This is a genomic window from Pseudomonas vanderleydeniana (assembly GCF_014268755.2).
In the GTDB taxonomy this organism is placed as follows: domain Bacteria; phylum Pseudomonadota; class Gammaproteobacteria; order Pseudomonadales; family Pseudomonadaceae; genus Aquipseudomonas; species Aquipseudomonas vanderleydeniana.
On sequence record NZ_CP077093.1, the window covers coordinates 2,120,539 to 2,143,423 of the forward strand.

General features: G+C 63.6%; 15 protein-coding genes. 11 read left to right on the forward strand and 4 right to left on the reverse strand.

Annotated features, from left to right (window positions below; all coding sequences use genetic code 11):
- Positions 1-2: 2 nt before the first annotated feature.
- Complete coding sequence (locus HU752_RS09635) at positions 3-1,775, reverse strand: N-acetylglutaminylglutamine amidotransferase (RefSeq protein ID WP_186677335.1); 1,773 nt, start codon at positions 1,773-1,775, stop codon at positions 3-5.
- 274 nt (positions 1,776-2,049) lie between these two features.
- Here HU752_RS09635 and HU752_RS09640 point away from each other — a divergent pair, with 274 nt between their 5' ends.
- Positions 2,050-6,894, forward strand: coding sequence for an NEL-type E3 ubiquitin ligase domain-containing protein (locus tag HU752_RS09640; RefSeq protein WP_225920113.1), 4,845 nt, complete (start codon positions 2,050-2,052; stop codon positions 6,892-6,894).
- Here HU752_RS09640 and mnmC read toward each other — a convergent pair whose 3' ends face one another.
- Positions 6,895-8,889 (reverse strand): bifunctional tRNA (5-methylaminomethyl-2-thiouridine)(34)-methyltransferase MnmC2/FAD-dependent 5-carboxymethylaminomethyl-2-thiouridine(34) oxidoreductase MnmC1, encoded by a 1,995-nt coding sequence (gene mnmC, locus HU752_RS09645; RefSeq protein WP_186677332.1) that lies wholly within the window; start codon positions 8,887-8,889, stop codon positions 6,895-6,897.
- A gap of 139 nt (positions 8,890-9,028) precedes the next feature.
- On the opposite strand from mnmC, the gene pap reads away from it, so the two are divergent.
- Both pap and HU752_RS09655 read left to right on the forward strand, forming a co-directional pair.
- Positions 9,029-10,558 (forward strand): polyphosphate:AMP phosphotransferase, encoded by a 1,530-nt coding sequence (pap, locus tag HU752_RS09650; protein ID WP_186677329.1) that lies wholly within the window; start codon positions 9,029-9,031, stop codon positions 10,556-10,558.
- A 101-nt stretch (positions 10,559-10,659) separates the two neighbouring features.
- Positions 10,660-11,844, forward strand: coding sequence for a thiolase family protein (locus tag HU752_RS09655; RefSeq protein WP_186677326.1), 1,185 nt, complete (start codon positions 10,660-10,662; stop codon positions 11,842-11,844).
- Between the two features lie 35 nt (positions 11,845-11,879).
- Here the strand turns inward: HU752_RS09655 and HU752_RS09660 are convergent, their stop codons facing one another.
- Positions 11,880-12,083 (reverse strand): DUF6316 family protein, encoded by a 204-nt coding sequence (locus HU752_RS09660; RefSeq protein WP_186677323.1) that lies wholly within the window; start codon positions 12,081-12,083, stop codon positions 11,880-11,882.
- A gap of 211 nt (positions 12,084-12,294) precedes the next feature.
- Between HU752_RS09660 and HU752_RS09665 the strand changes: the two genes are divergently transcribed.
- On the forward strand, positions 12,295-13,248 hold the full coding sequence (locus tag HU752_RS09665; RefSeq protein ID WP_186677321.1) for a DMT family transporter: 954 nt from the start codon (positions 12,295-12,297) through the stop codon (positions 13,246-13,248).
- 194 nt (positions 13,249-13,442) lie between these two features.
- On the opposite strand, the gene HU752_RS09670 is transcribed toward HU752_RS09665, so the two are convergent.
- Entirely contained in the window at positions 13,443-14,837 is a 1,395-nt protein-coding gene (locus HU752_RS09670) for a class II fumarate hydratase (protein WP_186677319.1), read from the reverse strand.
- 196 nt (positions 14,838-15,033) lie between these two features.
- Between HU752_RS09670 and HU752_RS09675 the strand changes: the two genes are divergently transcribed.
- The 7 genes from HU752_RS09675 to HU752_RS09705 all read left to right on the forward strand — a co-directional run bounded on the left by HU752_RS09675 (position 15,034) and on the right by HU752_RS09705 (position 22,846).
- Complete coding sequence (locus HU752_RS09675; protein WP_186677318.1) at positions 15,034-15,555, forward strand: DUF2059 domain-containing protein; 522 nt, start codon at positions 15,034-15,036, stop codon at positions 15,553-15,555.
- Positions 15,556-15,567: 12 nt separating this feature from the next.
- Positions 15,568-15,864, forward strand: coding sequence for a BolA family protein (locus tag HU752_RS09680; RefSeq protein ID WP_186677316.1), 297 nt, complete (start codon positions 15,568-15,570; stop codon positions 15,862-15,864).
- 101 nt (positions 15,865-15,965) lie between these two features.
- A complete protein-coding gene (gene trhO / locus HU752_RS09685) occupies positions 15,966-16,904 on the forward strand; it encodes an oxygen-dependent tRNA uridine(34) hydroxylase TrhO (RefSeq protein WP_186677314.1) in 939 nt (312 codons plus the stop codon).
- Positions 16,905-16,940: 36 nt separating this feature from the next.
- On the forward strand, positions 16,941-17,543 hold the full coding sequence (locus HU752_RS09690) for a DsbA family protein (protein WP_186678054.1): 603 nt from the start codon (positions 16,941-16,943) through the stop codon (positions 17,541-17,543).
- The gene (locus tag HU752_RS09695; protein ID WP_186677312.1) at positions 17,536-19,335 is read left to right on the forward strand and encodes an ABC transporter ATP-binding protein; all 1,800 of its coding nucleotides are present in this window, start codon (positions 17,536-17,538) and stop codon (positions 19,333-19,335) included. Before HU752_RS09690 ends, HU752_RS09695 begins: the two co-directional genes overlap by 8 nt.
- Before the next feature lie 211 nt (positions 19,336-19,546).
- Entirely contained in the window at positions 19,547-22,006 is a 2,460-nt protein-coding gene (locus tag HU752_RS09700) for an EAL domain-containing protein (RefSeq protein WP_186677309.1), read from the forward strand.
- Between the two features lie 84 nt (positions 22,007-22,090).
- A complete protein-coding gene (locus HU752_RS09705; RefSeq protein WP_189656476.1) occupies positions 22,091-22,846 on the forward strand; it encodes an iron-containing redox enzyme family protein in 756 nt (251 codons plus the stop codon).
- Positions 22,847-22,885: the final 39 nt, after the last annotated feature.

Here is a 22,885-nt window from a genome sequence, read left to right on the forward strand (position 1 = left end):
GATCAGATCCCTTGTTCGCTGAGCCACAGGTTCAGGGCCGCCAGTTGCCACAGCTTGGAGCCGCGCAACGGAGTGAGCTGACCCTGTGGGTCGGTCAGCAGGCGGTCGAGCATCGCCGGGTTGAACAGGCCGCGGTCCTGGCTCGGGTCGAGCAGCAGTTCGCGGACCCATTCCAGCGTGTCGCCCTGCAGGTGCTTGAGGCCGGGAACGGGGAAGTAGCCCTTCTTGCGGTCGATGACCTCGCTGGGGATCACCAGGCGGGCCGCTTCCTTGAGCACCTGCTTGCCGCCGTCCGGCAGCTTGAAGCGCGCCGGGATACGTGCCGACAGTTCCACCAGGCGGTAGTCGAGAAACGGTGTGCGCGCTTCCAGGCCCCAGGCCATGGTCATGTTGTCCACCCGCTTGACCGGGTCGTCCACCAGCATCACCGTGCTGTCCAGGCGCAGGGCCTTGTCCACCGCGGCGCTGGCACCGGGGCGGGCGAAATGCTCGCGAACGAAATCACCTGCCGCATCCTCGGCGACCAGCCAGGCCGGCTGTACCGTGGCGGCGTAGTCGTCGTAGCTGCGATCGAAGAACGCTTCGCGATAGGCCGCCCACGGATCGCTGGCTCCATCCACCTGCGGGTACCAGTGGTAGCCGGCGAACAGTTCGTCGGCGCCCTGGCCGCTCTGCACCACCTTGCAGTGCTTGGCGACCTCGCGCGACAGCAGGTAGAAGGCGATGCAGTCGTGGCTGACCATCGGCTCGCTCATGGCACGGAAGGCCGCGGGCAACTGCTCGATGATTTCCCGCTCGTCGATGCGCAACTGGTGGTGGCGGGTGCCGTAGTGGCGGGCGATCAGGTCCGAGTACTGGAACTCGTCGCCGCGCTCGCCACCGGCGTCCTGGAAGCCGATGGAAAAGGTCGACAGTTGTTCGACCCCGACCTCGCGCAGCAGCCCGACCAGCAGGCTCGAGTCCACGCCGCCGGAGAGCAATACGCCGACATCCACGGCCGCCCGTTGGCGGATGGCCACGGCTTCGCGGGTGCTGGCGAGCACCCGGTCGCGCCAATCCTCCAGGCCCAGGTCGTGTTCATCGGCCTGCGGGCCGTAGTTCAGCGACCACCAGGTCTGTTGTTCGCTGTGGCCATTGGCATCGATGCGCAGCCAGGTCGCCGGTGGCAGTTTCTCGACGCCGGCCAGCAGGGTACGAGGTGCCGGCACCACGGCGTGGAAGTTCAGGTAGTGGTTGAGGGCCACCGGGTCCAGCAGCGGGTTGATGTCGCCGCCCTTGAGCAACGCCGGCAGGCTCGAGGCGAAGCGCAGGCGCTTGGCGTCACGTGACAGGTACAGCGGCTTGACCCCGAGGCGGTCGCGGGCGATGAACAGGCGTTGCGCATCGCGCTCCCAGATCGCCAGGGCGAACATGCCGTTGAGCTTGGGCAGCAGGGCTTCGCGCCAGGCGTGGTAGCCCTTGAGCAGGACTTCGGTGTCGCCACCGGAGTAGAAGGTGTAGCCGAGCCGTTCCAGTTCCTGGCGCAGTTCGGGGAAGTTGTAGATGGCCCCGTTGAAGGCCAGTGACAGGCCCAGGTCGGGGTCGATCATCGGCTGCGCCGAGGCATCCGACAGGTCCATGATTTTCAGTCGACGATGACCGAGGGCAATCGGCCCCTGGCTATGGAAACCCCAGGCATCGGGGCCGCGGGGTGCCATGTGGTGGGTGATCCGCTCGAGGGCGGCCAGGTCCGCGGGGTGTCGATCGAAACGCAGTTCTCCAGCTATTCCGCACATAAGTCCTTACCGGTTATCCGTTGGGGAGGGTGACCCTGAAACTGACTCGCTGCGGACGGGGGAGTTTTATATCAATCCGTTATAAGCGGATGACCACGTAAGGTCACGGACGCAAAGTCCTGAATGAGGGCTCGGAATGGAAAGGGTGGCAGCGGGGTATGCGAAGGCGCTGAATTTCTGATCCAACTGACTGAGATAAAACAAGTTTTTCCGCCTTTCGACAGCGTTGGGCTTGGTACCTTGACCGTCCATGGATGATTGAGGAGGCATTGAAATGCCAGCCGTTACCCTACCTGTGCCACCGGTGATGAATGAGCACAGTGAAAATGAAGAGGTGCTTCGCACCCGTGCCCCCGACTGGTTGTTGCGGGCAAGCCCGGAGGCGATTGTGGAACTGCGCGAATACATGCGCAGAAGTCAGGTATTCAAGGACGAGCTGTCCGATGCACTCAAGGAGCTGAAACCAGTCAGGGCGTTCTGCGAGCCGTTGCTTGAGCAGGCGCTGCAGGAGCGATTCGGTGCGGGGCTGGACCTGCACAAGGACAGCCTGGCCGTGGCTGATCGTTGGCCCGACATACCGTCGCCTGTATCCCACCCCGTTCCCTATCCGATGACGTTCACCCAGCACGGTCTGCTGGATGCGGCGCTGCAGAACTTCGCGCCGGGCGAACAGCTGCCACCGGAGTCGCACATCCGCTTCTCCGGCTCCGCGAAGCCGGCGTTGACTCCACAGGTCTTTGTCGACCTGGTGCGCGAACTGGATCTGGGCCGACGTTACCAGCATCATCTGTGCAAGCTCTTTCACCTGGTGCAGGAGCCCGGCGGGGAGCCGGACAGCGAAGGTGCCAGGATCGCGTTCGCCATGCAGCAGCAAGGCAAGGCAGACATGCTGGTCGATGCCTGCATCGCCCGGATGAAAAGGGAGCTGGACGAGAATGTCCACGCCCGGGTATGCCGGTTGATCGAGTCGAACGTCAGCCTTGATGAAGACGGGGCGCGGATCGAGGTCAACGAGTTGCAAATGCTCGGTGTGACGCTGTCGGGGGTGCGCCTGTTCACCCTGCACGACGGGCCGTCGGGCGGGGACCGTGGGTTGCTGGTTCATATCCCCAATGATCCGGTCAGCCGCTTCAGGTTCTATCCCTCGCTTGAGGTCTTTCGAAGCGAGTTGTGCGAGCGCCTCTGGCAGCCCTTCTACGAGGATTTTTTTTGTCGTCTGGTCGCTCAGTCCGAACTGCCGGTGTTTCTTTCGTCGTTGCGCCGTCGCCTGACCCGGGAGGGCGCGAAGCTTGGCGACAGACACGCCCACGCGCTGAATCGGCAGGCCGATCTGCAGTTGCGCCTGTTGCCGTCGCGCGAGGAGCTGTTTTCCCTGCTTCATCGCCAGCAATTGCTGCGCTTGCAGGAGGATGCCCGGACCGTTGCCGTACCGACCGAAGATGTCGACCAGGACGCCCGTAATGCCCGTTTCCAGGCCCGACTGGGGTTGGGCATGACCCTGCTGAACCTGGCGGCTTTCGCCAACCCCTGGTTGGGCCTGCTGATGATGGGAGTGGCAGTCGGGGAAATGCTGGCGGAGGTCTACGAGGGTTATCAGGACTGGCGTCGGGGCGATCATGACGAAGCCATTGCCCACCTGATGTCGGTGGCCGAGGATTTTGCGACGATGATTGCCCTGGGGGCTGCCGTGAAGGTGGGAGGGCAGTTGATCAAGGGAGTGTTTCCCCGGCAGTCGGCTTTCTTCGACGAGTTGGTGCCGGTGCGCTCGAGCGACGGAAACTATCGGCTCTGGCAGGCCAGCCTGGAGCCTTATGCCCATGACGAAGCCTTTGTCGCGGCACAGGAGCCGGATAGTCAGGGCTTCTACCCTGGTACGCTCGATGATGGACATCGTTATCTGGATATCGCCGGCCGACCTTACCGGGCCTATCGGGATGAAGCCCTCGATGCCTGGCGCCTGCGTCACCCTGGTCGGTCGTCGGCCTACGAACCGCTGCTGGAACACAATGGCGCGGGTGCCTGGCGCCTGGTCCATGAGTGGCCATTGAGCTGGCAGTCTCCGACCTATCTGTTGCGCCGCCTGGGGCCCGAGGCAGCCTGTCTGGAGGAGGTGGATCTTCAGCGGATCGTGTCGATCCACCGTCTCGATGCGCCGTTGCTGCGGCGCCTGCACATGAACAGGCAGGAAATCCCGGCGACCCTGCTCGATTCGCTCCGGCGTTTCCGGCTGGACCGGGAGCTCGACTGGCTGATCGAGCCCGGCCAGGCGCCGGTCGCGCGACGCCTGCTGGACCTGAAACTGCAAATTCTGCCGGACCTGCCGGGTTGGCCCAGGGGCCGTACGATCCAGTTGCTGGATGGTGCGGACAAGCCGACTCATGAATATGGGGCCGACCTGACCTCACAACCGACAGCCTTCAAGGTCGCGGCCACGGATATCGAGGCACACGGTCTGCAGGCTCTGATCGACGTGCTCGAACCGCCGCACAGGCAAGCCATCCTGGGTGACGCAGTGAAGCCGGGCACTGAATTGCCTCGGCTTGAGCAGGCGTTGCAGCAGCATGTCCGTACGCATCGCCCGGCGTTGTTCGAGCGGGTCTACAGGCTGCGCTGGTTGTTGGATGACGGCTTGCCGGCGCAGGTGCGCCAAGGTTTTCCCCAGTTGCCGAGCAATGTACTGCGCGAGGTGGTCGCGCAATCCAGTGTCGATGTGAAGGACCGGTTACTGCTCGATTCGGGGCTGCCACTGCAACTGGTCGAAGACTTGACCGACGTTGCCCGGGAGGTGCGCATCAATCGGGCCCTGGAAGACGGCTTCCTGCAATCGGCCAGGAATCCCGATACCGCCCGGCTGCAGTTGCCCACGCTGGGGAGGATGCTGGGCTGGCCGACCGATCTGCGTATCGAGCTGCGCCAGGACAGCGTCAGCGGCCCACTGCTGGCCGAGCTGGGCGACCTCAAGCTGCCCAGGCGGAGGATTATGGTCAGGACCGAGGGCGGTTATCAGGCGTTCGATGCGGGCGGCAGGATGCTCGGCTCACGATCGACAGGGCACGACGCCTTGTGCGCGGCATTGCTTGAATCATTGAGTGTTGGCGAGCGCATGGCGATGGGAATCCGGCTGGGAGAGGAGGCCCAGTTGCACAAGATGTTGCTCAGCACGGCGCTGCCCCGTCCTCGTCGGGAGCTGGAGTCGACACTGGGTCTTGCGCCGAGGAAACCGAACTACGAACCGGCCTCGTGGCGCCGCATGGACCTGGCCGGCTGTACGCGTGCCAAGCGTGGTGGTGTCGAGGCGACACGCCGCGGATTGACTCGGCTGACCCGCTTGTACCCCGATCTGTGCGAGGCCGAAGCGCGCACCTTGCTGTTGCAACTGGGCGATGATTCGGCACTGGTGCGTAACCGGATCCGCTCGCTGGAGTTGGAGCTGGAGTTGTTGCGCTCGATACTGAGCAGTTGGTACGGCCGGTCGTTCGAGCAACGAGGGCAGTCCATCTGGCTCGGGGGTATGCAGGAGGGCCGCATGCAGGCTTCGCAGATTCTCGAGCGCTGCTGGCGGCGGCAAACTCCCAGGACCTATGACAATGATGGCGTGGTGATCGGTCATGGTCTGAGCCTGGAAGGCCTGCGGGTGGTCAGCCTGCCCGATCTGCCCAGCTCGATCGGTTTCGAGCATGTCACCGAACTGTCGCTCAAGAGCATGGACCTGAGCGTCATTCCCGGCAACTTCCTGAGGCTCTTTCCCAAGCTGCGCAAGCTGGACCTGGCCAACAACCGGCTGCGTAGCCTGCCGGCGGCGATTGCGGAAATGGACGAGCTTCGCGAACTGCACCTGCAGGAGAATCGGATCGTACTCGATCGGGAGGCGGTGGCCCAGCTCTCCACCTTGCACCAGTTGGAAGTGCTCAACCTCAACGGCAACTCGGATGTTCGCCTGCTGGATGTCGGGCGGATGCCGCATCTGCGCCGACTGTTCCTGCGTGGCACGGGTATCGACCATTTGCCGGAGGGGCTGTTGACCCGTACCAGTCTGTCCGCAGCGGACTTGCGTGGCAACCTGATCCAGCAACTGCCCGCCGCGCTCTACGACGCACCGTCGCCGATCACCCGGCGGATCGTCCTGCGCCACAACCCGCTGGCGCCTGCCAACCAGAGTCCGCTGGCGGCCTATCGTCTGCGTACCGGTATCACCTTCGGCATACCCGAGGCGGAGTTGGCGCTCGACGAGTACAGTTCACGTCGGCGCTGGCTGGCGGATATCGAGGGGGAAGGGCGTGCCCAGCTGCAGTCACTGTGGCAGGGGCTGTGGCACGAGCCGGGAAGCCAGGAGCTGTTCGATCTGCTGGGACGCCTGGGGGGGAGCGCGGACTACATGAAGACCCGCAGCGACCTGACACGGCGGGTCTGGGTGGTGCTCGCGGCAGCGGGCGAGAACGGTGCGCTGCGCCGGGAACTGTTCGACCTGGCTGCCAATCCGTTGACCTGTGTCGACAGTGCGGCACAAAGCTTCAGTCATCTGGAGGTCCGGGTCTTGCTGGCCAAGGCTCGTGCACTGGCGATAGAAGGCGATGAACCGGTCCAGTTGCTGAAGTTGGCGCGGGGCCTGTTCCGACTGGAGCAGATCGATGGGATCGCCCGCAACCATGTCCGGGCACTGGCCGAAAACCCCGAGGTGCCCTCGTCGAGAGCGGTCGACGAGATCGAAGTGAACCTGGCCTACCGGGTCGGCCTGGCGCGATTGATGTACCTGCCCGGGCAGCCGAGGGAAATGATGTTCAGGTCCATTGCCCATGTCACCGAGGAGCAGATCCAGGCCGCGCATGTACGCATCCTGCAGGCCGAGCAGACGCCGAACCTGACCGCCTTCATCGCCGGGCGCGACTTCTGGATCGACTACCTGAAAAGGAAATACCCACGGGATTTCTCCCGGTTCAACCAGCCCTTCCACGACCAGGAAGAGCAATTGCTCAGGGAATCACCCACCATGCACAGCGAGCGCTACTTCCGGCACCTGTCGAGCCTGATGGACAGCCACAGGGCCGAGGAACAGATGTTTCTCACCAGCCTGACCCGTCAGGAAATGTACGAGCATCCCGCGCCGTTGCCCGGTACCTGATCAGGAACCGGGGCGCGACTTGCCACGTGTCAGCTCGCGCCAGGCGAAGCGGCTCGGGTGGCAGGCCTCGGCGACGGCTCGCGGCAGAGGCAGGGGCTCATTGTCCAGCCAGGCGGCGAGCAGCTCACCTGACAGCGGCGCGGTGATCAGTCCCCGTGAGCCATGGCCGCTGTTGACATACAGGCCCTCCAGCCAGGGGCAGGCCTGCTGCGGTATCTGGCGGGCGTCCTTGGCCAGTACCGCATAGGTCTGGGCGAACGCTGCGGCGTCGGCCAGCGGGCCGATGATCGGCAGGTAGTCCGGGCTGGTGCAGCGATAGGCGGCGCGACCCTGCAGTCGTTCGGGATCCTGCGTTGCGACCTGCAGGCGCTCGGCCAGGTCGGGTGAGATTTCCTGCAGCAGTTCCAGATTGCCGAGGTGTTCCGTCGTGGTCGGGAGCAGGTCCTCGCTGTTGAAGGCGAAGCTGGCGCCCAGGGTATGTTCGCCGAGACGTGCCGGAGCGACATAGCCTTCGGCGCAGACCACGGTGTGCAGGGCGCTGCTGTCTGCAGTCTGTGCCAGGCGGGTGATCTGTCCGCGAATGCGCTTGAGTGGCAGTTGTGCGGTCGCCGCAAAACGCTTCACTTCGGCTGCCGTGGCGAGGATCGCTACCGGGGCGCTGCCGAGCAGGGTACTGGCGTCCCAGGCCTGCCACTGGCCGTCGACCCGGCGCAGTTCGAGGGCCTCGCTGTGGGGGCGTACGTCGATGTTCGGGTGGCGGGCCTGCCAGGCGCACAGCGCTGGTGGATGCACCCACCCACCTTCGGGGAAGAACAGCCCACCCTGCTTGAGGGCGATACCGGCCAGGGCCTCCGCTTCCGGGCGCTCCAGCACGTGCAACAGGTCGGGGCTGAAGGCGGCGGCCAATTGCGCCTGGCGTGCGGCTTCCTTCTCGTCGAAGGCCAGTTGCAGGACACCACAACCGTCCCAGTCCAGGCCCCTGTGCAGGCGTTCGAGCAGGCGTCGGGTATGGCCGAATCCGCTGAGGATCAGTTGCGACAATGCCGTACCGTGGGCTGACAGCTTGAGGTACAGCACGCCCTGGGGATTGCCCGAGGCTTCCCGGGCGAGGGCTTCATGGCGCTCCAGCAGGGTCACCTGCCAGCCACGGGCGGCCAGGCTGGCGGCGCTGGCGCAACCGGCCAGGCCGCCACCGATCACCAGGACCCGACGTACCTCGACCCGCTGGCCGGGGTAGGCGAACCAGGGCCGTGCTGGCGCAGGCACCGGGACCTCCTCCGGCCAGCCGATGAATTCACCGCGCAGGATCTCCCACTTGTGGCCGATGCCCGGCGTGCGTTTCATCTTGAAGCCGGCGGCGTTCAGCGAGCGGCGGACCCAGCCGGTGCTGGTGAAGGTGCTGATGGTCGCGCTGGGGGCCGCCAGGCGGGCCAGTTCGGCGAACAGTTCCGGCGTCCACATCTCAGGGTTTTTCGCCGGCGCAAAACCGTCGAGGAACCAGGCGTCGACCCGGGCCTCCAGTTGTGGCAACTGTTCCAGTGCGTCGCCGACCAGCAGCGTCAGGCTGACCCGACCGTTATCCAGCAGCAGGCGCTGGAAACCCGGGTGGATTGCCACGTACTGTTCGAGCAGGGCGCTGGCGAAGGGCGCCAGTTCCGGCCAGAGCGCCAGGGCACGCTGCAGGTCGGCGTGGCTCAGCGGGTATTTCTCCACGCTGACGAAATGCAGCCGTGCGTCCTTTGGCGCATGCTGTTCGAACAACTGCCAGGCGCAGAGGAAATTCAGCCCGGTGCCGAATCCGGTTTCACCGATCACCAGCCGGCCATTGGCTGGCAGAGCCTCGAAGCGCTCCTTCAGGCGGTTCTGTTCGATGAAAACATAGCGGGTTTCCTCCAGGCCCGAGCCATCGGAAAAGTACACGTCATCGAACACCCGGGAGCGGGGCAGTCCCTGGTCATCCCAGTCGATCTGGGCGTGCGGTGGTACGCGGTTCATGGAGCAACTCATCGGCAAACAGTCGGCCATTCTAGCCGATTGCCCGGTGTCGGATTGATCCATGACAAATGTCGGGGACTTCATCGCCCACGGCGTGGTCCGATCCGTTAACCTTGGGTCATTCTGGAAGGAGCCATCCATGTTCGAATCCGCTGAAATCGGTCACGCCATCGACAAAGACACCTTCGAGGCCGAAGTGCCCGCGCTGCGTGAGGCGCTGCTCGAAGCCCAGTTCGAATTGCAGCAGCAGAAGCGTTTTCCGGTGATCGTGCTGATCAACGGCATCGAGGGCGCCGGCAAGGGCGAGACGGTCAAGCTGCTCAACGAATGGATGGACCCGCGCCTGATCGAGGTGCGCACCTTCGACCAGCAGAGCGACGAGGAGTTGGCCCATCCACCGGCCTGGCGCTACTGGCGCATGCTGCCGGCCAAGGGGCGGATGGGCGTGTTCTTTGGCAACTGGTACAGCCAGATGCTGCAGGGGCGGGTCCACGGGCTGTTCAAGGACGCGGTGCTGGACCAGGCGATTGCCGGTGCCGAGCGTCTGGAGAAGATGCTCTGCGACGAAGGCGCGCTGATCTTCAAGTTCTGGTTCCACCTTTCCAAGAAGCAGATGAAGGCCCGGCTCAAGGCCTTGCAGGACGACCCGCTGCACAGTTGGCGGATCAGTCCGCTGGACTGGCAGCAGTCGCAGACCTACGACACCTTCGTGCATTTCGGCGAGCGGGTACTGCGTCGAACCAGTCGCGACTACGCGCCGTGGCATGTGATCGAGGGCGTCGATCCGCACTATCGTAGTCTCACCGTGGGCAAGATCCTGCTCGAGGGCCTGCAGGCCGCCCTGAAGAAATCCCGTTCCCAGTCGTCGCCGGGGCACGTTGCGCCGCTGCCGTCGGCCGTCGACCAGATGAGCCTGCTCGACAGCCTGGACATGAGCCTGGCGCTGGACAAGGCCGACTACGAGGAACAACTGATCACCGAACAGGCGCGCCTGTCGGGCCTGATGCGCGACAAGCGCATGCGCAAGCACGCCCTGGTCGCCGTCTTCGAGGGCAACGACGCGGCGGGCAAGGGCGGGGCGATCCGGCGCCTGGCCGCCGCCCTCGACCCGCGCCAGTACAGCATCGTGCCGATTGCCGCACCCACCGAGGACGAGCGTGCCCAGCCCTACCTGTGGCGCTTCTGGCGGCAGATCCCGGCGCGTGGCAAGTTCACCGTGTTCGACCGTTCCTGGTACGGCCGGGTGCTGGTGGAGCGGGTCGAGGGCTTTTGCAGTACCGATGACTGGATGCGGGCCTACGGCGAGATCAACGACTTCGAGGAACAGTTGAGCGATGCCGGGGTGATCGTGGTCAAGTTCTGGCTGGCCATCGACAAGCAGACCCAGCTGGAGCGTTTCCAGCAGCGCGAGGACATCCCCTTCAAGCGCTTCAAGATCACCGAGGATGACTGGCGCAATCGGGAAAAGTGGGACCTCTACCGCACCGCGGTGGGCGACATGGTCGACCGCACCAGCACCGAGATTTCGCCCTGGACCCTGGTCGAGGCCAACGACAAGCGCTGGGCACGGGTCAAGGTCCTGCGCACGATCAACCAGGCGATCGAGGAGGCCTTCGCCAAGCGGGACAAGCACGAGAAGAAGGATAGGAAGAACAGGAAATCGAAGTAGGACGATGACGACGCATACGCCCAGTGAATGATTGTCGCAGTCCCGGATCAGTCGAGCCTATGCTCAGGCTTTCCTGGACCGAAATGACAATGAGGTGTCCCATGCGTGAAGTGGTGATCGTCGATAGCGTACGTACCGGCCTGGCCAAGTCGTTTCGCGGCAAGTTCAACCAGACCCGGCCCGACGCCATGGCCGCCCATTGCGTCAATGCCCTGCTGGCGCGCAACGGTATCGATCCGGCCAGTGTCGAGGACTGCATCGTCGGCGCCGGTTCCAACGAAGGCGCGCAGGGCTACAACATCGGGCGCAATGTGGCGGTACTGTCGCAGTTGGGGACCGGAACGGCCGGAATGACCCTCAACCGTTTCTGCTCCTCGGGGCTGCAGGCCATCGCCATTGCCGCCAACCAGATCGCCTCCGGCTGCAGCGATATCATCGTGGCCGGTGGTGTCGAGTCCATCAGCCTGACGCTGAAAAGCGTCAACACCGACAACCTGATCAACCCGCTGCTCAAGGAGCAGGTGCCGGGTATCTACTTCCCCATGGGACAGACTGCGGAAATCGTTGCCCGGCGTTATCAGGTCAGTCGCGAGCAGCAGGATCTCTATGCCCTGCAAAGCCAGCAGCGCACTGCTGCGGCCCAGGCCGCCGGGCTGTTCGTCGACGAGATCGTGCCGATGGCGGTGACCTATGCGGTCGAGGACAAGGCCAGCGGGCAGATCCAGCAGGTGCAGGGCGTGGTCGACCGCGATGACTGCAACCGCCCGGACACCACCCTGGAAAGCCTCGCTGGCCTGAAACCGGTGTTCGCCGAGGACGGTTCGGTGACGGCGGGCAACTCGTCGCAACTGTCCGATGGCGCCTCGATGACCCTGGTCATGAGCCTGGAACGAGCCCTGGCCCTGGGACTCAAACCCAAGGCGTTCTTCCGTGGTTTCACCGTGGCCGGCTGCGAGCCGGACGAGATGGGCATCGGCCCGGTGTTCTCGGTACCCAGGCTGCTCAAGGCCAAGGGGCTGACGGTGGCGGACATCGATCTGTGGGAGCTCAACGAAGCCTTCGCCTCGCAGTGCCTCTACAGCCGAGACCGGCTGGAAATCGACAATGAAAAATACAACGTCAACGGCGGTTCGATTTCCATCGGTCACCCGTTCGGCATGACCGGTTCACGCCAGGTCGGGCACCTGGTACGCGAGCTCCAGCGGCGCAACCTGCGCTATGGCATCGTGACCATGTGCGTGGGCGGCGGGATGGGCGCGACGGGGCTGTTCGAAGCCGTGCGCTGATCCCTCCAGGGCGGGAGCCAGGTGGCTCCCGCTGATCAGAGATAATCCTGGATATCCTGCGCCAGTTGCATGCGCTTGATGTAGAGCTGGCTTCCGCGCTCTGCATCGATGCGGCTGAAAAACGGCCCTTCCAGGGTGTTCTCCCGGGTGCTGAAGAAAAACAGGCCATTGATCGCACTGACGCGGTCGCTGCGAAAGTGCGTGGCTTCGGTGCTGTCCTGGGCGCGTTTGCCGAACATGGAGAAAAACTCCGATAAGGGTAGGTGTCAGATAATCATCATAAGTCTTGTGAGGATGCGATGCCTGATGGGGTGATCAACGGTTCGGGTCAATTTCTTGGCGACGCTTTGACGTTGCCCAATGTCGCTTTTCATCGCTGAGGGCGGCTGCGGGACAGGGGGCGAGCCGCTTAGAATGGCGGCTCGAATCCATCGTTTCATGAGACTTTCCATGCATATTTCATCCGGGCGCTGGGGCTACGGACTGTTCCTGGCCGTGCTCACTGCCGTGCTCTGGGGCATCCTGCCGATCAAGCTCAAGCAGGTGTTGCAGGTGATGGATCCGGTGAGCGTGACCTGGTCCCGGCTGATGGTTTCCGGTGGTTGCCTGTTCGTCTACCTGGCCGCCCGCCGGCGCCTGCCGAGCTGGCGGGCGCTGGGCCCGCGAGGCGGCTGGCTGGTGCTGCTGGCGGTGTTCGGGCTGGTGGGCAACTATGTGCTGTACCTGATGGGGCTCGATCTTCTGAGTCCCGGTACGGCACAACTGGTGGTGCAGATGGGGCCGATCTTCCTGCTGATCGCCAGTGTGTTCGTGTTCAAGGAGCGTTTCAGTCTCGGACAGGGGATCGGGCTGGCGGTGTTGCTGGTCGGCTTCGGGCTGTTCTTCAACCAGCGGCTGGAGGAGTTGCTGACGTCCCTGGGCAACTACACCGCCGGGGTACTGCTGGTGTTGCTGGCGTCCACGGTCTGGACCTTCTACGCCCTGAGCCAGAAGCAGTTGCTGACGGCCTGGAATTCATTGCAGGTGATGATGGTGATCTACCTGTGTTGCGCCCTGTTGCTGACGCCCTGGGCGCATCCGATGGAGATACTGCAACTGAGCCCGTTGCAGGGTTGGATGTTGCTGGGCTGTTGCCTGAATACGCTGGTGGCCTACGGCGCCTTTGCCGAGGCGCTGGCGCATTGGGAGGCCTCGCGGGTCAGTGCGACCCTGGCGATCACGCCGTTGGTCACGTTTGGCTCGGTGGCCCTGGCGGCCTGGATCTGGCCGGATTATGTACATGCCGAGGACATCAACGGCCTGGGCTACGGCGGGGCGGTGCTGGTGGTGCTCGGCTCGGCGCTGGTGGCCCTGGGGCCTTCGTTGATCGCCGGGCTCAAGGCGCGGCGGATACGCCTGGCCTGATCGGGTCACCCTCTGTCTGGCGAGCAGGGTGTGGTGAGCGGGCTTGCCCGCGTGGGGCCGCCAGGCGGCCCCAGAACCTGCCTGCCCGTTGTGCCAGGCATACCTTGCCTGCAGGTCTTGCGACTGCCTTGCAGTCGAACGCGGGCAAGCCCGCTCGCCACAATGCAGGACTTACCACAGAGCTAGACCTTGCATCAGCCGTTCTTGCCCGACTCCAGCATGTTTTCCGGGCGGACCCAGGCGTCGAATTCCTCGTCGGTGAGATAGCCCAGCGCCAGCGCCGACTCACGCAGCGTGAGATTTTCGGCATAGGCCTTCTTGGCGATTTCCGCCGCCTTGTCGTAGCCGATATGCGGGTTCAGCGCGGTGACCAGCATCAGCCCGCGCTCCAGGTGCGCGGCCATTTGCTGCGGATCCGGCTCCAGCCCGGCGATGCAGTGGGCCTGGAAGTTGCTGCAGCCGTCGGCCAGCAATTGGATCGACTGCAGCAGGTTGTGAATGATCACCGGCTTGTAGACGTTCAACTGCAGGTGGCCCTGGCTGGCTGCGAAACCGATGGTCACGTCGTTGCCCAGCACCTGGCAGGCCAGCATCGACAGGGCTTCGCACTGGGTCGGATTGACCTTGCCGGGCATGATCGAACTGCCCGGCTCATTGGCCGGCAGCTTCACCTCGGCAAACCCGGCACGCGGCCCGGAGCCGAGCAGGCGCAGGTCGTTGGCGATTTTCATCAGGGCCACGGCCAAGGTCTTCAGGGCGCCGGACAGGCTGGTCAGAGGTTCGTGGCCGGCGAGGGCGGCGAACTTGTTCGGCGCGCTGACGAAGGGCAGGCCGGCCAGCGCAGCGATCTCCGCGGCGATCGCTTCGGAAAAACCGTGGGGGGCGTTGAGCCCGGTGCCCACCGCCGTACCGCCCTGGGCCAGCTCGCAGACGGCCGGCAAGGCGGCGCGAATCGCCCGCTCGGCGTAATCGAGCTGGGCGATGTAGGCGGAGACTTCCTGGCCGAAGGTGATCGGCGTCGCATCCATCATGTGGGTACGTCCGGTCTTGACCAGCTTCATGTGGCGCGCCGCCAGTTCCGCAAGGCCGCCGGACAGCTCGGCAATCGCCGGCAACAGTCGCTGGTGCACGGCCTGGACGGCGGCGATGTGCATGGCCGTGGGGAAACAGTCGTTGGAACTCTGCGAGCGGTTGACGTGGTCGTTCGGGTGCACCGGCGACTTGCCACCGCGGCCCTTGCCGGCGAGTTCGTTGGCACGTCCGGCGATGACCTCGTTGGCGTTCATGTTGCTCTGGGTGCCGCTGCCGGTCTGCCAGACCGCCAGCGGGAACTGGGTGTCATGCTCGCCGGCAAGCACCTCGTCGGCGGCCTGCTCGATCAGCCGGGCGATATCGGCGGGCAGGTCGCCGTTACGGTCGTTGACCCGCGCCGCGGCCTTCTTGATCAGGGCCAGTGCGTGCATCACCGGCAGCGGCATCTTTTCGCTACCGATGGCGAAGTTGATCAGCGAACGCTGGGTCTGTGCGCCCCAGTAGGCTTCTTCCGGGACATTCACCTGGCCAAGACTGTCGGTTTCGATACGGCTCATCGGACACGCTCTTCCTTAAATGACGGATTGGGAAAGTTTAGGCCCTGATCTGCCGGTCAGGTTCCCCTTACCGGTTTTTGTCGCTGCCGGGTGACTTGAAACTGTCACAATCGGTGTCGGGGTTGAGTGACACACTTTGTTAGGCGCAGAATGGGCGTTCTTGGGGTTTAACCTCGCCAGCTAGAAAGGAAACTCGATGACCCGTCTTCGTGCCCTCTGTACCGCGGTTGTTCTGGTGTGCGCCAGCGGCCAGGTTTTCGCCGATACCGCCAGCCACAACGCCAGTGCCGAAGCTTTCCTGACGCTGGCCCATGCCGACAAGCTCGGGACCCCGGTCTACGCGCAGGTGCAGCAGATGTTCGCCCAGCGCTTTGCCCAGACCCAGGCGCCGGACTCGAAAAAACCGCTGCTCGACACCTACCAGGCCAAGGCCAACGCCGCCCTGGACCAGGCGATCGGCTGGGACAAGCTCAAGCCTGACATGGTCAAGCTGTACACCAGCAACTTCAGCGAGTCGGAGCTCAAGGACCTGGTGGCGTTCTACCAGTCGCCGCTGGGCAAGAAAGTCCTGGAGAAAATGCCGCAGCTGACCCAGCAATCGGCCCAGATGACCCAGGCCAAGCTGGAGAGCGCGGTACCGGTGGTCAACAAGCTGCTGGAAGACATGACCAACGAGCTGGCACCCGCCAAGCCTGCCGCTCCTGCCAAGAAGAAGTAAGCGGGGCCCGTGATGAGCATGCAACAACGTATCGAGACCGCCCTGGGCGCCTTGCACCCCGAGCATCTGCAGGTGCTGGATGAAAGCCACATGCACAGCCGTGGGCTGCAGACCCATTTCAAGGCGGTGCTGGTCAGCGAGCAGTTTGCCGGGCTGAACAGCGTCAAACGCCACCAGAAGGTCTATGCCACCCTGGGCGACCTGATGGGGCAGTTCCATGCGTTGGCCCTGCATACCTACACCCCTGAAGAGTGGGTGAAAATCGGCGTGGCACCGGCATCGCCGACTTGCGCCGGCGGAGGACACTAGGCTCGCCTTTTGTTAGAATCCGCAACGCGCCGCTCAGTCGGCGCGTTTTTTTTGCATCCGGTTCGCCCTTTGCGAGGGCAGCCACCTGGAGAGAAACAACCATGACCCAACCTGTCGTCGTGGCGGCACTGTACAAGTTCGTCACCCTCGAAGATTACGTCGCCCTGCGCGAACCGCTGCTGCAGGCGATGCTCGCCAACGGTATCAAGGGCACGCTGCTGATCGCCGAAGAAGGCATCAACGGCACCGTTTCCGGCAGCCGCGCAGGCATCGACGGCCTGCTGGCCTGGCTGAAGAACGACCCACGGATGGTGGACCTGGACCACAAGGAATCCTACTGCGACGAGCAGCCGTTCTATCGGACCAAGGTCAAGCTGAAGAAGGAAATCGTCACCCTGGGCGTCGAGGGCGTGGACCCGAACAAGCAGGTCGGTACCTATGTCGACCCGCAGGACTGGAACGCCCTGATTGCCGATCCGGAAGTGCTGTTGATCGATACCCGCAACGACTATGAGGTGTCGATCGGTACCTTCGAAGGCGCCATCGATCCCAAGACCACCAGCTTTCGCGAGTTTCCCGACTACATCAGGGCCAACTTCGATCCGGCCAGGCACAAGAAGGTCGCGATGTTCTGCACCGGTGGCATTCGTTGCGAAAAAGCTTCGAGCTACATGCTGGGCGAAGGCTTCGAGGAGGTGTATCACCTCAAGGGCGGCATCCTCAAGTACCTCGAGGAAGTGCCCCAGGCAGAAAGCCAGTGGCGTGGCGACTGCTTCGTGTTCGACAACCGCGTGACCGTGCGCCACGACCTGAGCGAGGGTGACTACGACCAGTGCCACGCCTGTCGTACCCCGGTCAGCGTCGAGGACCGTGCTTCGGAGCACTATGTGCCGGGTATCAGTTGCCCGCATTGCTGGGATACCTTGAGCGAGAAGACCCGCCGTAGCGCTATCGACCGGCAGAAACAGATCGAACTGGCCAAGGCCCGCAACCAACCGCATCCTATCGGCTATAACTATCGTCAAGCTCCCGAGGCCTGAACCATGTCTGCGCGCCTGCTCTATGTGATGGATCCGATGTGCTCCTGGTGCTGGGGCTTCGCTCCGGTGGCCGAGGCGCTGGTCAGGCAGGCGCAGGCGGCCGGTGTCGAGTTGCACCTGGTGATGGGCGGCTTGCGCACCGGCAGCGGTGCCGCGCTGGAACCCAACACCCGGCGCTATATCCTCGAGCACTGGCAGGCGGTCACCGAAACCACTGGCCAGCCGTTCAAGCTCGAGGGGGCGCTGCCGGACGGTTTCGTCTACGACACCGAGCCGGCCTGTCGGGCGGTGGTCACCGCCCGCAGCCTGGCGCCGGACTGCGCATGGACGCTGGTGGGGCTGATCCAGCGGGCCTTTTATGTCGAGGGCCGTGATGTCACGCAAGCCTCTGTGCTGGTGGAACTGGCGGAAAAGGCCGGCCTGCCGCGCATCGAGTTCGCTGGTGCCTTCGACACCGCCGAGCAGCATGCGGCCACCTCCGCCGACTTCACCTGGGTCCAGGACCTGGGGATCGCCGGCTTCCCGACACTGCTGGCCGAGCGCAATGGTCAATTGGCCCTGCTGACCAACGGCTACCAGCCGCTCTCCGAGCTGTCGCCGTTGCTGGGTCGCTGGCTGGAGCGTGCTGCCTGTGCCTGAGCCCGAGGCCCCTCGGGACCGCCTGAGCTGGGCGGAAATTCGCCGCCTGGCGCTGCAGCACCGCAAAGCCCTGTGGATTGCCAACTCGGTCGCCGTGCTGGCGACCCTGTGCAGTGTCCCCATCCCGTTGCTCCTGCCGTTGCTGGTGGACGAGGTGCTGCTCAAGCATGGTGATGCGGCACTGCGGGTGATGAACCACCTCTTGCCCGGCACCTGGCAGACGGCCGTCGGCTACATCGGCCTGATGTTGCTGGCGACCCTGTGCCTGCGCTGTGCGGCGCTGCTGTTCAACGTCTTGCAGGCGCGGCTGTTCGCCGGCCTGGCCAAGGACATCGTCTATCGCATCCGCACCCGGCTGATCGAGCGCCTCAAGCGTATTTCCCTCGGAGAGTATGAAAGCCTCGGCAGCGGCACGGTGACCACGCACCTGGTCACTGACCTGGACACCCTCGACAAGTTCGTCGGCGAGACCCTCAGCCGCTTCCTCGTGGCGATGCTGACGCTGCTCGGCACCTCCGCCATCCTGGTCTGGATGCACTGGAAGCTGGCGCTGCTGATCCTCCTGTTCAACCCGCTGGTGATCTACTTCACGGTGCAGTTGGGCAAGCGTGTCAAACACCTGAAGAAGCTGGAAAACGACAGCACCTCGCGGTTCACCCAGGCGCTGACGGAAACCCTCGATGCCATCCAGGAGGTGCGTGCCGGCAACCGCCAGGGGTTTTTCCTCGGTCGGCTCGGGCAGCGGGCGCGAGAGGTGCGCGACTATGCGGTGGCCTCACAGTGGAAAAGCGATGCCTCGGGCCGTGCCAGCGGCCTGTTGTTCCAGTTCGGCATCGATATCTTCCGCGCCGCCGCCATGCTCACCGTGCTGTTCTCGGACCTGTCGATCGGCCAGATGCTCGCCGTGTTCAGCTACTTGTGGTTCATGATCGGCCCGGTGGAGCAACTGCTGAACCTGCAGTACGCCTACTACGCCGCCGGCGGCGCGCTGGCACGCATCAACGAGTTGCTGGCACGCGCCGATGAGCCGGCGTATCCAGGCGGCGTCGACCCCTTCGTGGGGCGCGAAACGGTGGGTATCGAGGTGAGCGGCCTGAGCTTCGCCTATGCCGAGGAACCGGTGCTCGACCAGCTCGATCTGTCTATCGCCCCCGGCGAGAAGGTGGCGATCGTCGGTGCCAGCGGCGGTGGCAAGAGCACCCTGGTGCAATTGCTTCTCGGGCTCTACGTGCCGCAGTCCGGGACTATCCGTTTCGGTGGCTCGACCCAGGCCGAGATCGGCCTGGAAACCGTACGCGAGCATGTCGCCGTGGTTCTGCAGCATCCGGCGCTGTTCAATGACACGGTGCGCGCCAATCTCACCATGGGGCGCGAGCGCAGTGACGAGGCCTGCTGGCGGGCGCTGGAGATCGCTCAGCTGGAAAGCACCATCCGGAGCCTGCCGCAGGGCCTGGACAGCATTGTCGGGCGATCCGGCGTACGCCTGTCCGGCGGCCAGCGCCAGCGCCTGGCCATTGCGCGGATGGTGCTGGCCGAGCCCAAGGTGGTGATTCTCGACGAGGCGACCTCGGCGCTGGACGCGGCGACCGAATACAATCTGCACCAGGCCCTGGGCCGCTTTCTCAGTGGCCGTACCACGCTGATCATTGCGCATCGGCTGTCGGCGGTGAAACAGGCGGATCGGGTGCTGGTCTTCGATGGCGGGCGGATTGCCGAGGATGGGGACCACCAGCAACTGATTGCCGACGGTGGCCTCTATGCCAAGTTGTACGGGCACCTGCAAAAAATTTGACGCGCTTGAGTTTGACTCTGTTTTCTGTGCTTAGTGGTTGAATTAATTACAAGAAATGAGTTTTTCCCGATATGGTCGCGTATCTGGTCAAAAGCACGGCCCCAGGGCTGCTCAACAATCCATCCGAGGTTGTGGAAATTAGCCTAGGCTGTGCTTTCAGGGGCTCAAATCTCTCGGCTGTTCATCCAGTGGCACGGGTGCAAGGGTATTCATGAAGCGCAAGCAGACTCTCGGAACGCCACGGCTGCTGGGCATTGTCTGGCCTTTTATCGCGGTGGTCCTGTTTCAGGCCCTGCTGGGCTGCCTCAGTCTCTATGTGCTGTCGGCGGTGCGCAGCTACGTCGCCGGTGAGAGCCTTTGGTCCAAGGGCCAGAAAGACGCTATCTATTACCTCAACCTCTATGCCGACAGCCGCGACGAGGCGATCTACCTCAAGTACCAGCAGGCTATCGCCGTGCCCCAGGGCGGGCATGAATTGCGTATTGCCCTGGATGCACCAACGCCGGACCTGGAGGCGGCCCGCCAGGGTATCCTGCAGGGCGGCAACCATCCTGACGATGTCTCCAGCATCATCTGGCTGTACCTGAATTTCCGGCACTTCAGCTACCTCGAGCGGGCGGTGGAGAAGTGGACGGTGGGGGACAGCTACCTGGTGCAGCTGGATGAGGTCGCGCGGCAGATGCACCAGGCGATCTCCAGCAATGCCGCCACCGGCGCCGATATCAGGCGCTGGAAAAACCATATCTTCGCCATCAACGACGGCGTGACCCCGGCCGCGAAAGCCTTCAGCGATGCCCTGGGCGAGGGTTCGCGGGTGATTCTGCGCCTGTTGCTGGCCACCAACGTCACCACCGCCCTGGTGCTGATCGCCCTGGCCCTGCTGCGTACCCACAAGCTGTTGGCCCAGCGCCATGCCTTTGCCGACGCGCTACAGGTGGAAAAGGAGCGGGCGCAGATCACCCTGGAGTCCATCGGCGATGGGGTGATCACCACCGATGTCAGTGGGGCTATCGTCTACATGAACCCTGCCGCGGAACAGTTGACTCACTGGAAGGCCGCGCAGGCCTACGGCTTGCCGCTGGGGGCGCTGTTCAACCTGCTCGACGACAACGCCCAGGAGGAAGGCTTCGCGCTGATCGAGCACATCCTGAGCGGGCACCTGGGTGGTGGCAGTGAACATTCCAAGTTGATCCAGCGCCTGGATGGCAGCACGGTATCGGTGACCCTGGTCGGTGCGCCGATCCGCAACGCCGGCAAGGTCAGTGGCGCGGTGCTGGTCCTGCATGACATGACCCAGGAACGGCAGTACATCGCCAACCTGTCCTGGCAGGCCACCCATGATGCGCTGACCGGCCTCGCCAACCGTCGCGAGTTCGAATACCGGCTGGAGCAGGCCTTGCACCAGCTGGCCCGCCAGCCAACCCGGCACGTGCTGATGTTCCTCGACCTGGACCAGTTCAAGCTGGTCAACGACACCTGCGGGCATGCGGCAGGCGACGAGCTGCTGCGGCATATCTGCGCGCTGCTGCAGTCGGGTCTGCGTGAGGGCGATACCCTGGCGCGCCTGGGTGGGGATGAATTCGGAATTTTGCTTGAGAATTGTCCGCCAGACGCGGCTGAGAAAATTGCGGAAAACCTGCGTCAGACCGTGCAGAACCTGCACTTCGTCTGGAAGGGTCGTCCTTTCGTGACCACGGTCAGTATTGGCCTGGTACACCTGCACCAGATGCCCGCGACCCTCGAGGCCTCGCTACGGGCCGCGGATATGGCCTGCTACATGGCCAAGGAAAAGGGGCGCAACCGGATTCAGGTGTATCACGCCGACGACTCCGAGTTGTCCCTGCGGTTCGGCGAAATGGCCTGGGTCCAGCGCCTGCACATGGCGTTGGAGGAGAACCGTTTTTGCCTGTATTCGCAGGAAATTTCCCCGCTGGGTCAGACCGATCAGGCGCATGGGCATGTCGAGATCCTGCTGCGCCTGCATGATGAGGCCGGTCGCATGATCCTGCCCGACAGCTTTATCCCGGCCGCCGAGCGTTACGGGCTGGTGAGCCAGTTGGACCGCTGGGTGGTGCAGAACGTGTTCAAGGTGGTCGCCGAATGCAGTGCGCTGGGGCGTCCGGAGCCGATGGCCATGTGTGCGATCAATCTGTCAGGCGCCACGATCGGCGATGAGGGTTTCCTGGAGTTCCTGCATGAACAATTTGCGTTGCACGGTATTTCGCCGAAGCTGATCTGCTTCGAGATCACCGAGACCAGCGCCATCTCCAATCTCGGGAGTGCGATTCGTTTTATCAACGAGCTCAAGGGCTTGGGTTGTCACTTCTCGCTGGATGACTTCTGCGCGGGTATGTCTTCATTCGCTTATCTCAAACATTTGCCTGTAGACTTCCTGAAGATCGATGGAAGTTTTGTAAAGGATATGCTGGACGACCCGATTAACCGCGCCATGGTCGAAGTGATCAACCACATCGGGCATGTGATGGGCAAGCGAACGATTGCCGAGTTTGTCGAAACGCCGCAGATCGAGCAGGCATTGCTGGAGATCGGCGTCGATTATGCCCAGGGCTATCTGATCGAGCGCCCGCAGTTGTTCACTTGCGACAGCCTGCTGCGCCGTCCCTCGAGGCCGCGTCCGCTGCTGTTCAAGGCGCCCGGCACATTCCGCTGAAACCCTTCCGGATCTGCACAATCAAAACTCAAAAGGAAAGGAGCTTAAACAGTGATCGACGCATTCAGCAGAACCGGCCCGCTCATGGAAGCCACCAGCTATCCGGCCTGGGCACAACAGCTCATTCGGGACTGTAGCGAGAGCAAGCGCCGTGTGGTCGAACACGAACTGTACCAGCGGATGCGCGATAACAAGCTGAGTGCGAAAACCATGCGCCAGTACCTGATCGGTGGCTGGCCGGTGGTCGAGCAGTTTGCGTTGTACATGGCCCAGAACCTCACCAAGACCCGCTTTGGGCGTCATCCTGGTGAAGACATGGCGCGCCGCTGGTTGATGCGCAACATTCGCGTGGAGCTGAACCATGCCGACTACTGGGTGCACTGGAGCCGGGCCCACGGCGTGACGCTGGAAGACCTGCAGGCACAGCAGGTACCGCCCGAGCTGCACGCCCTGAGCCATTGGTGCTGGCATACCAGTTCGGCGGATGCGCTGGTGGTGGCGGTCGCCGCGACCAACTATGCCATCGAAGGCGCAACCGGCGAATGGTCGGCACTGGTCTGCTCGACTGGCGTCTATGCCGCGGCTTTCCCCGAGGAAGAGCGCAAGCGGGCGATGAAGTGGCTCAAGATGCATGCCCAGTACGATGATGCGCATCCGTGGGAAGCGCTGGAGATCGTCTGCACCCTGGCGGGGATGAACCCGAGCAAGGCCTTGCAGGCCGAACTGCGCCAGGCCATCTGCAAGAGCTATGACTACATGTACCTGTTCCTGGAACGTTGCATGCAGCTGGAAAAGGCTCCGGTCGCCCGTGAGCGCCTGGCGGAACTGGTCGAAAGTTGAGTTGATCAGAACGTGGCGGGCGGTTCCTGCGGCCAGGGC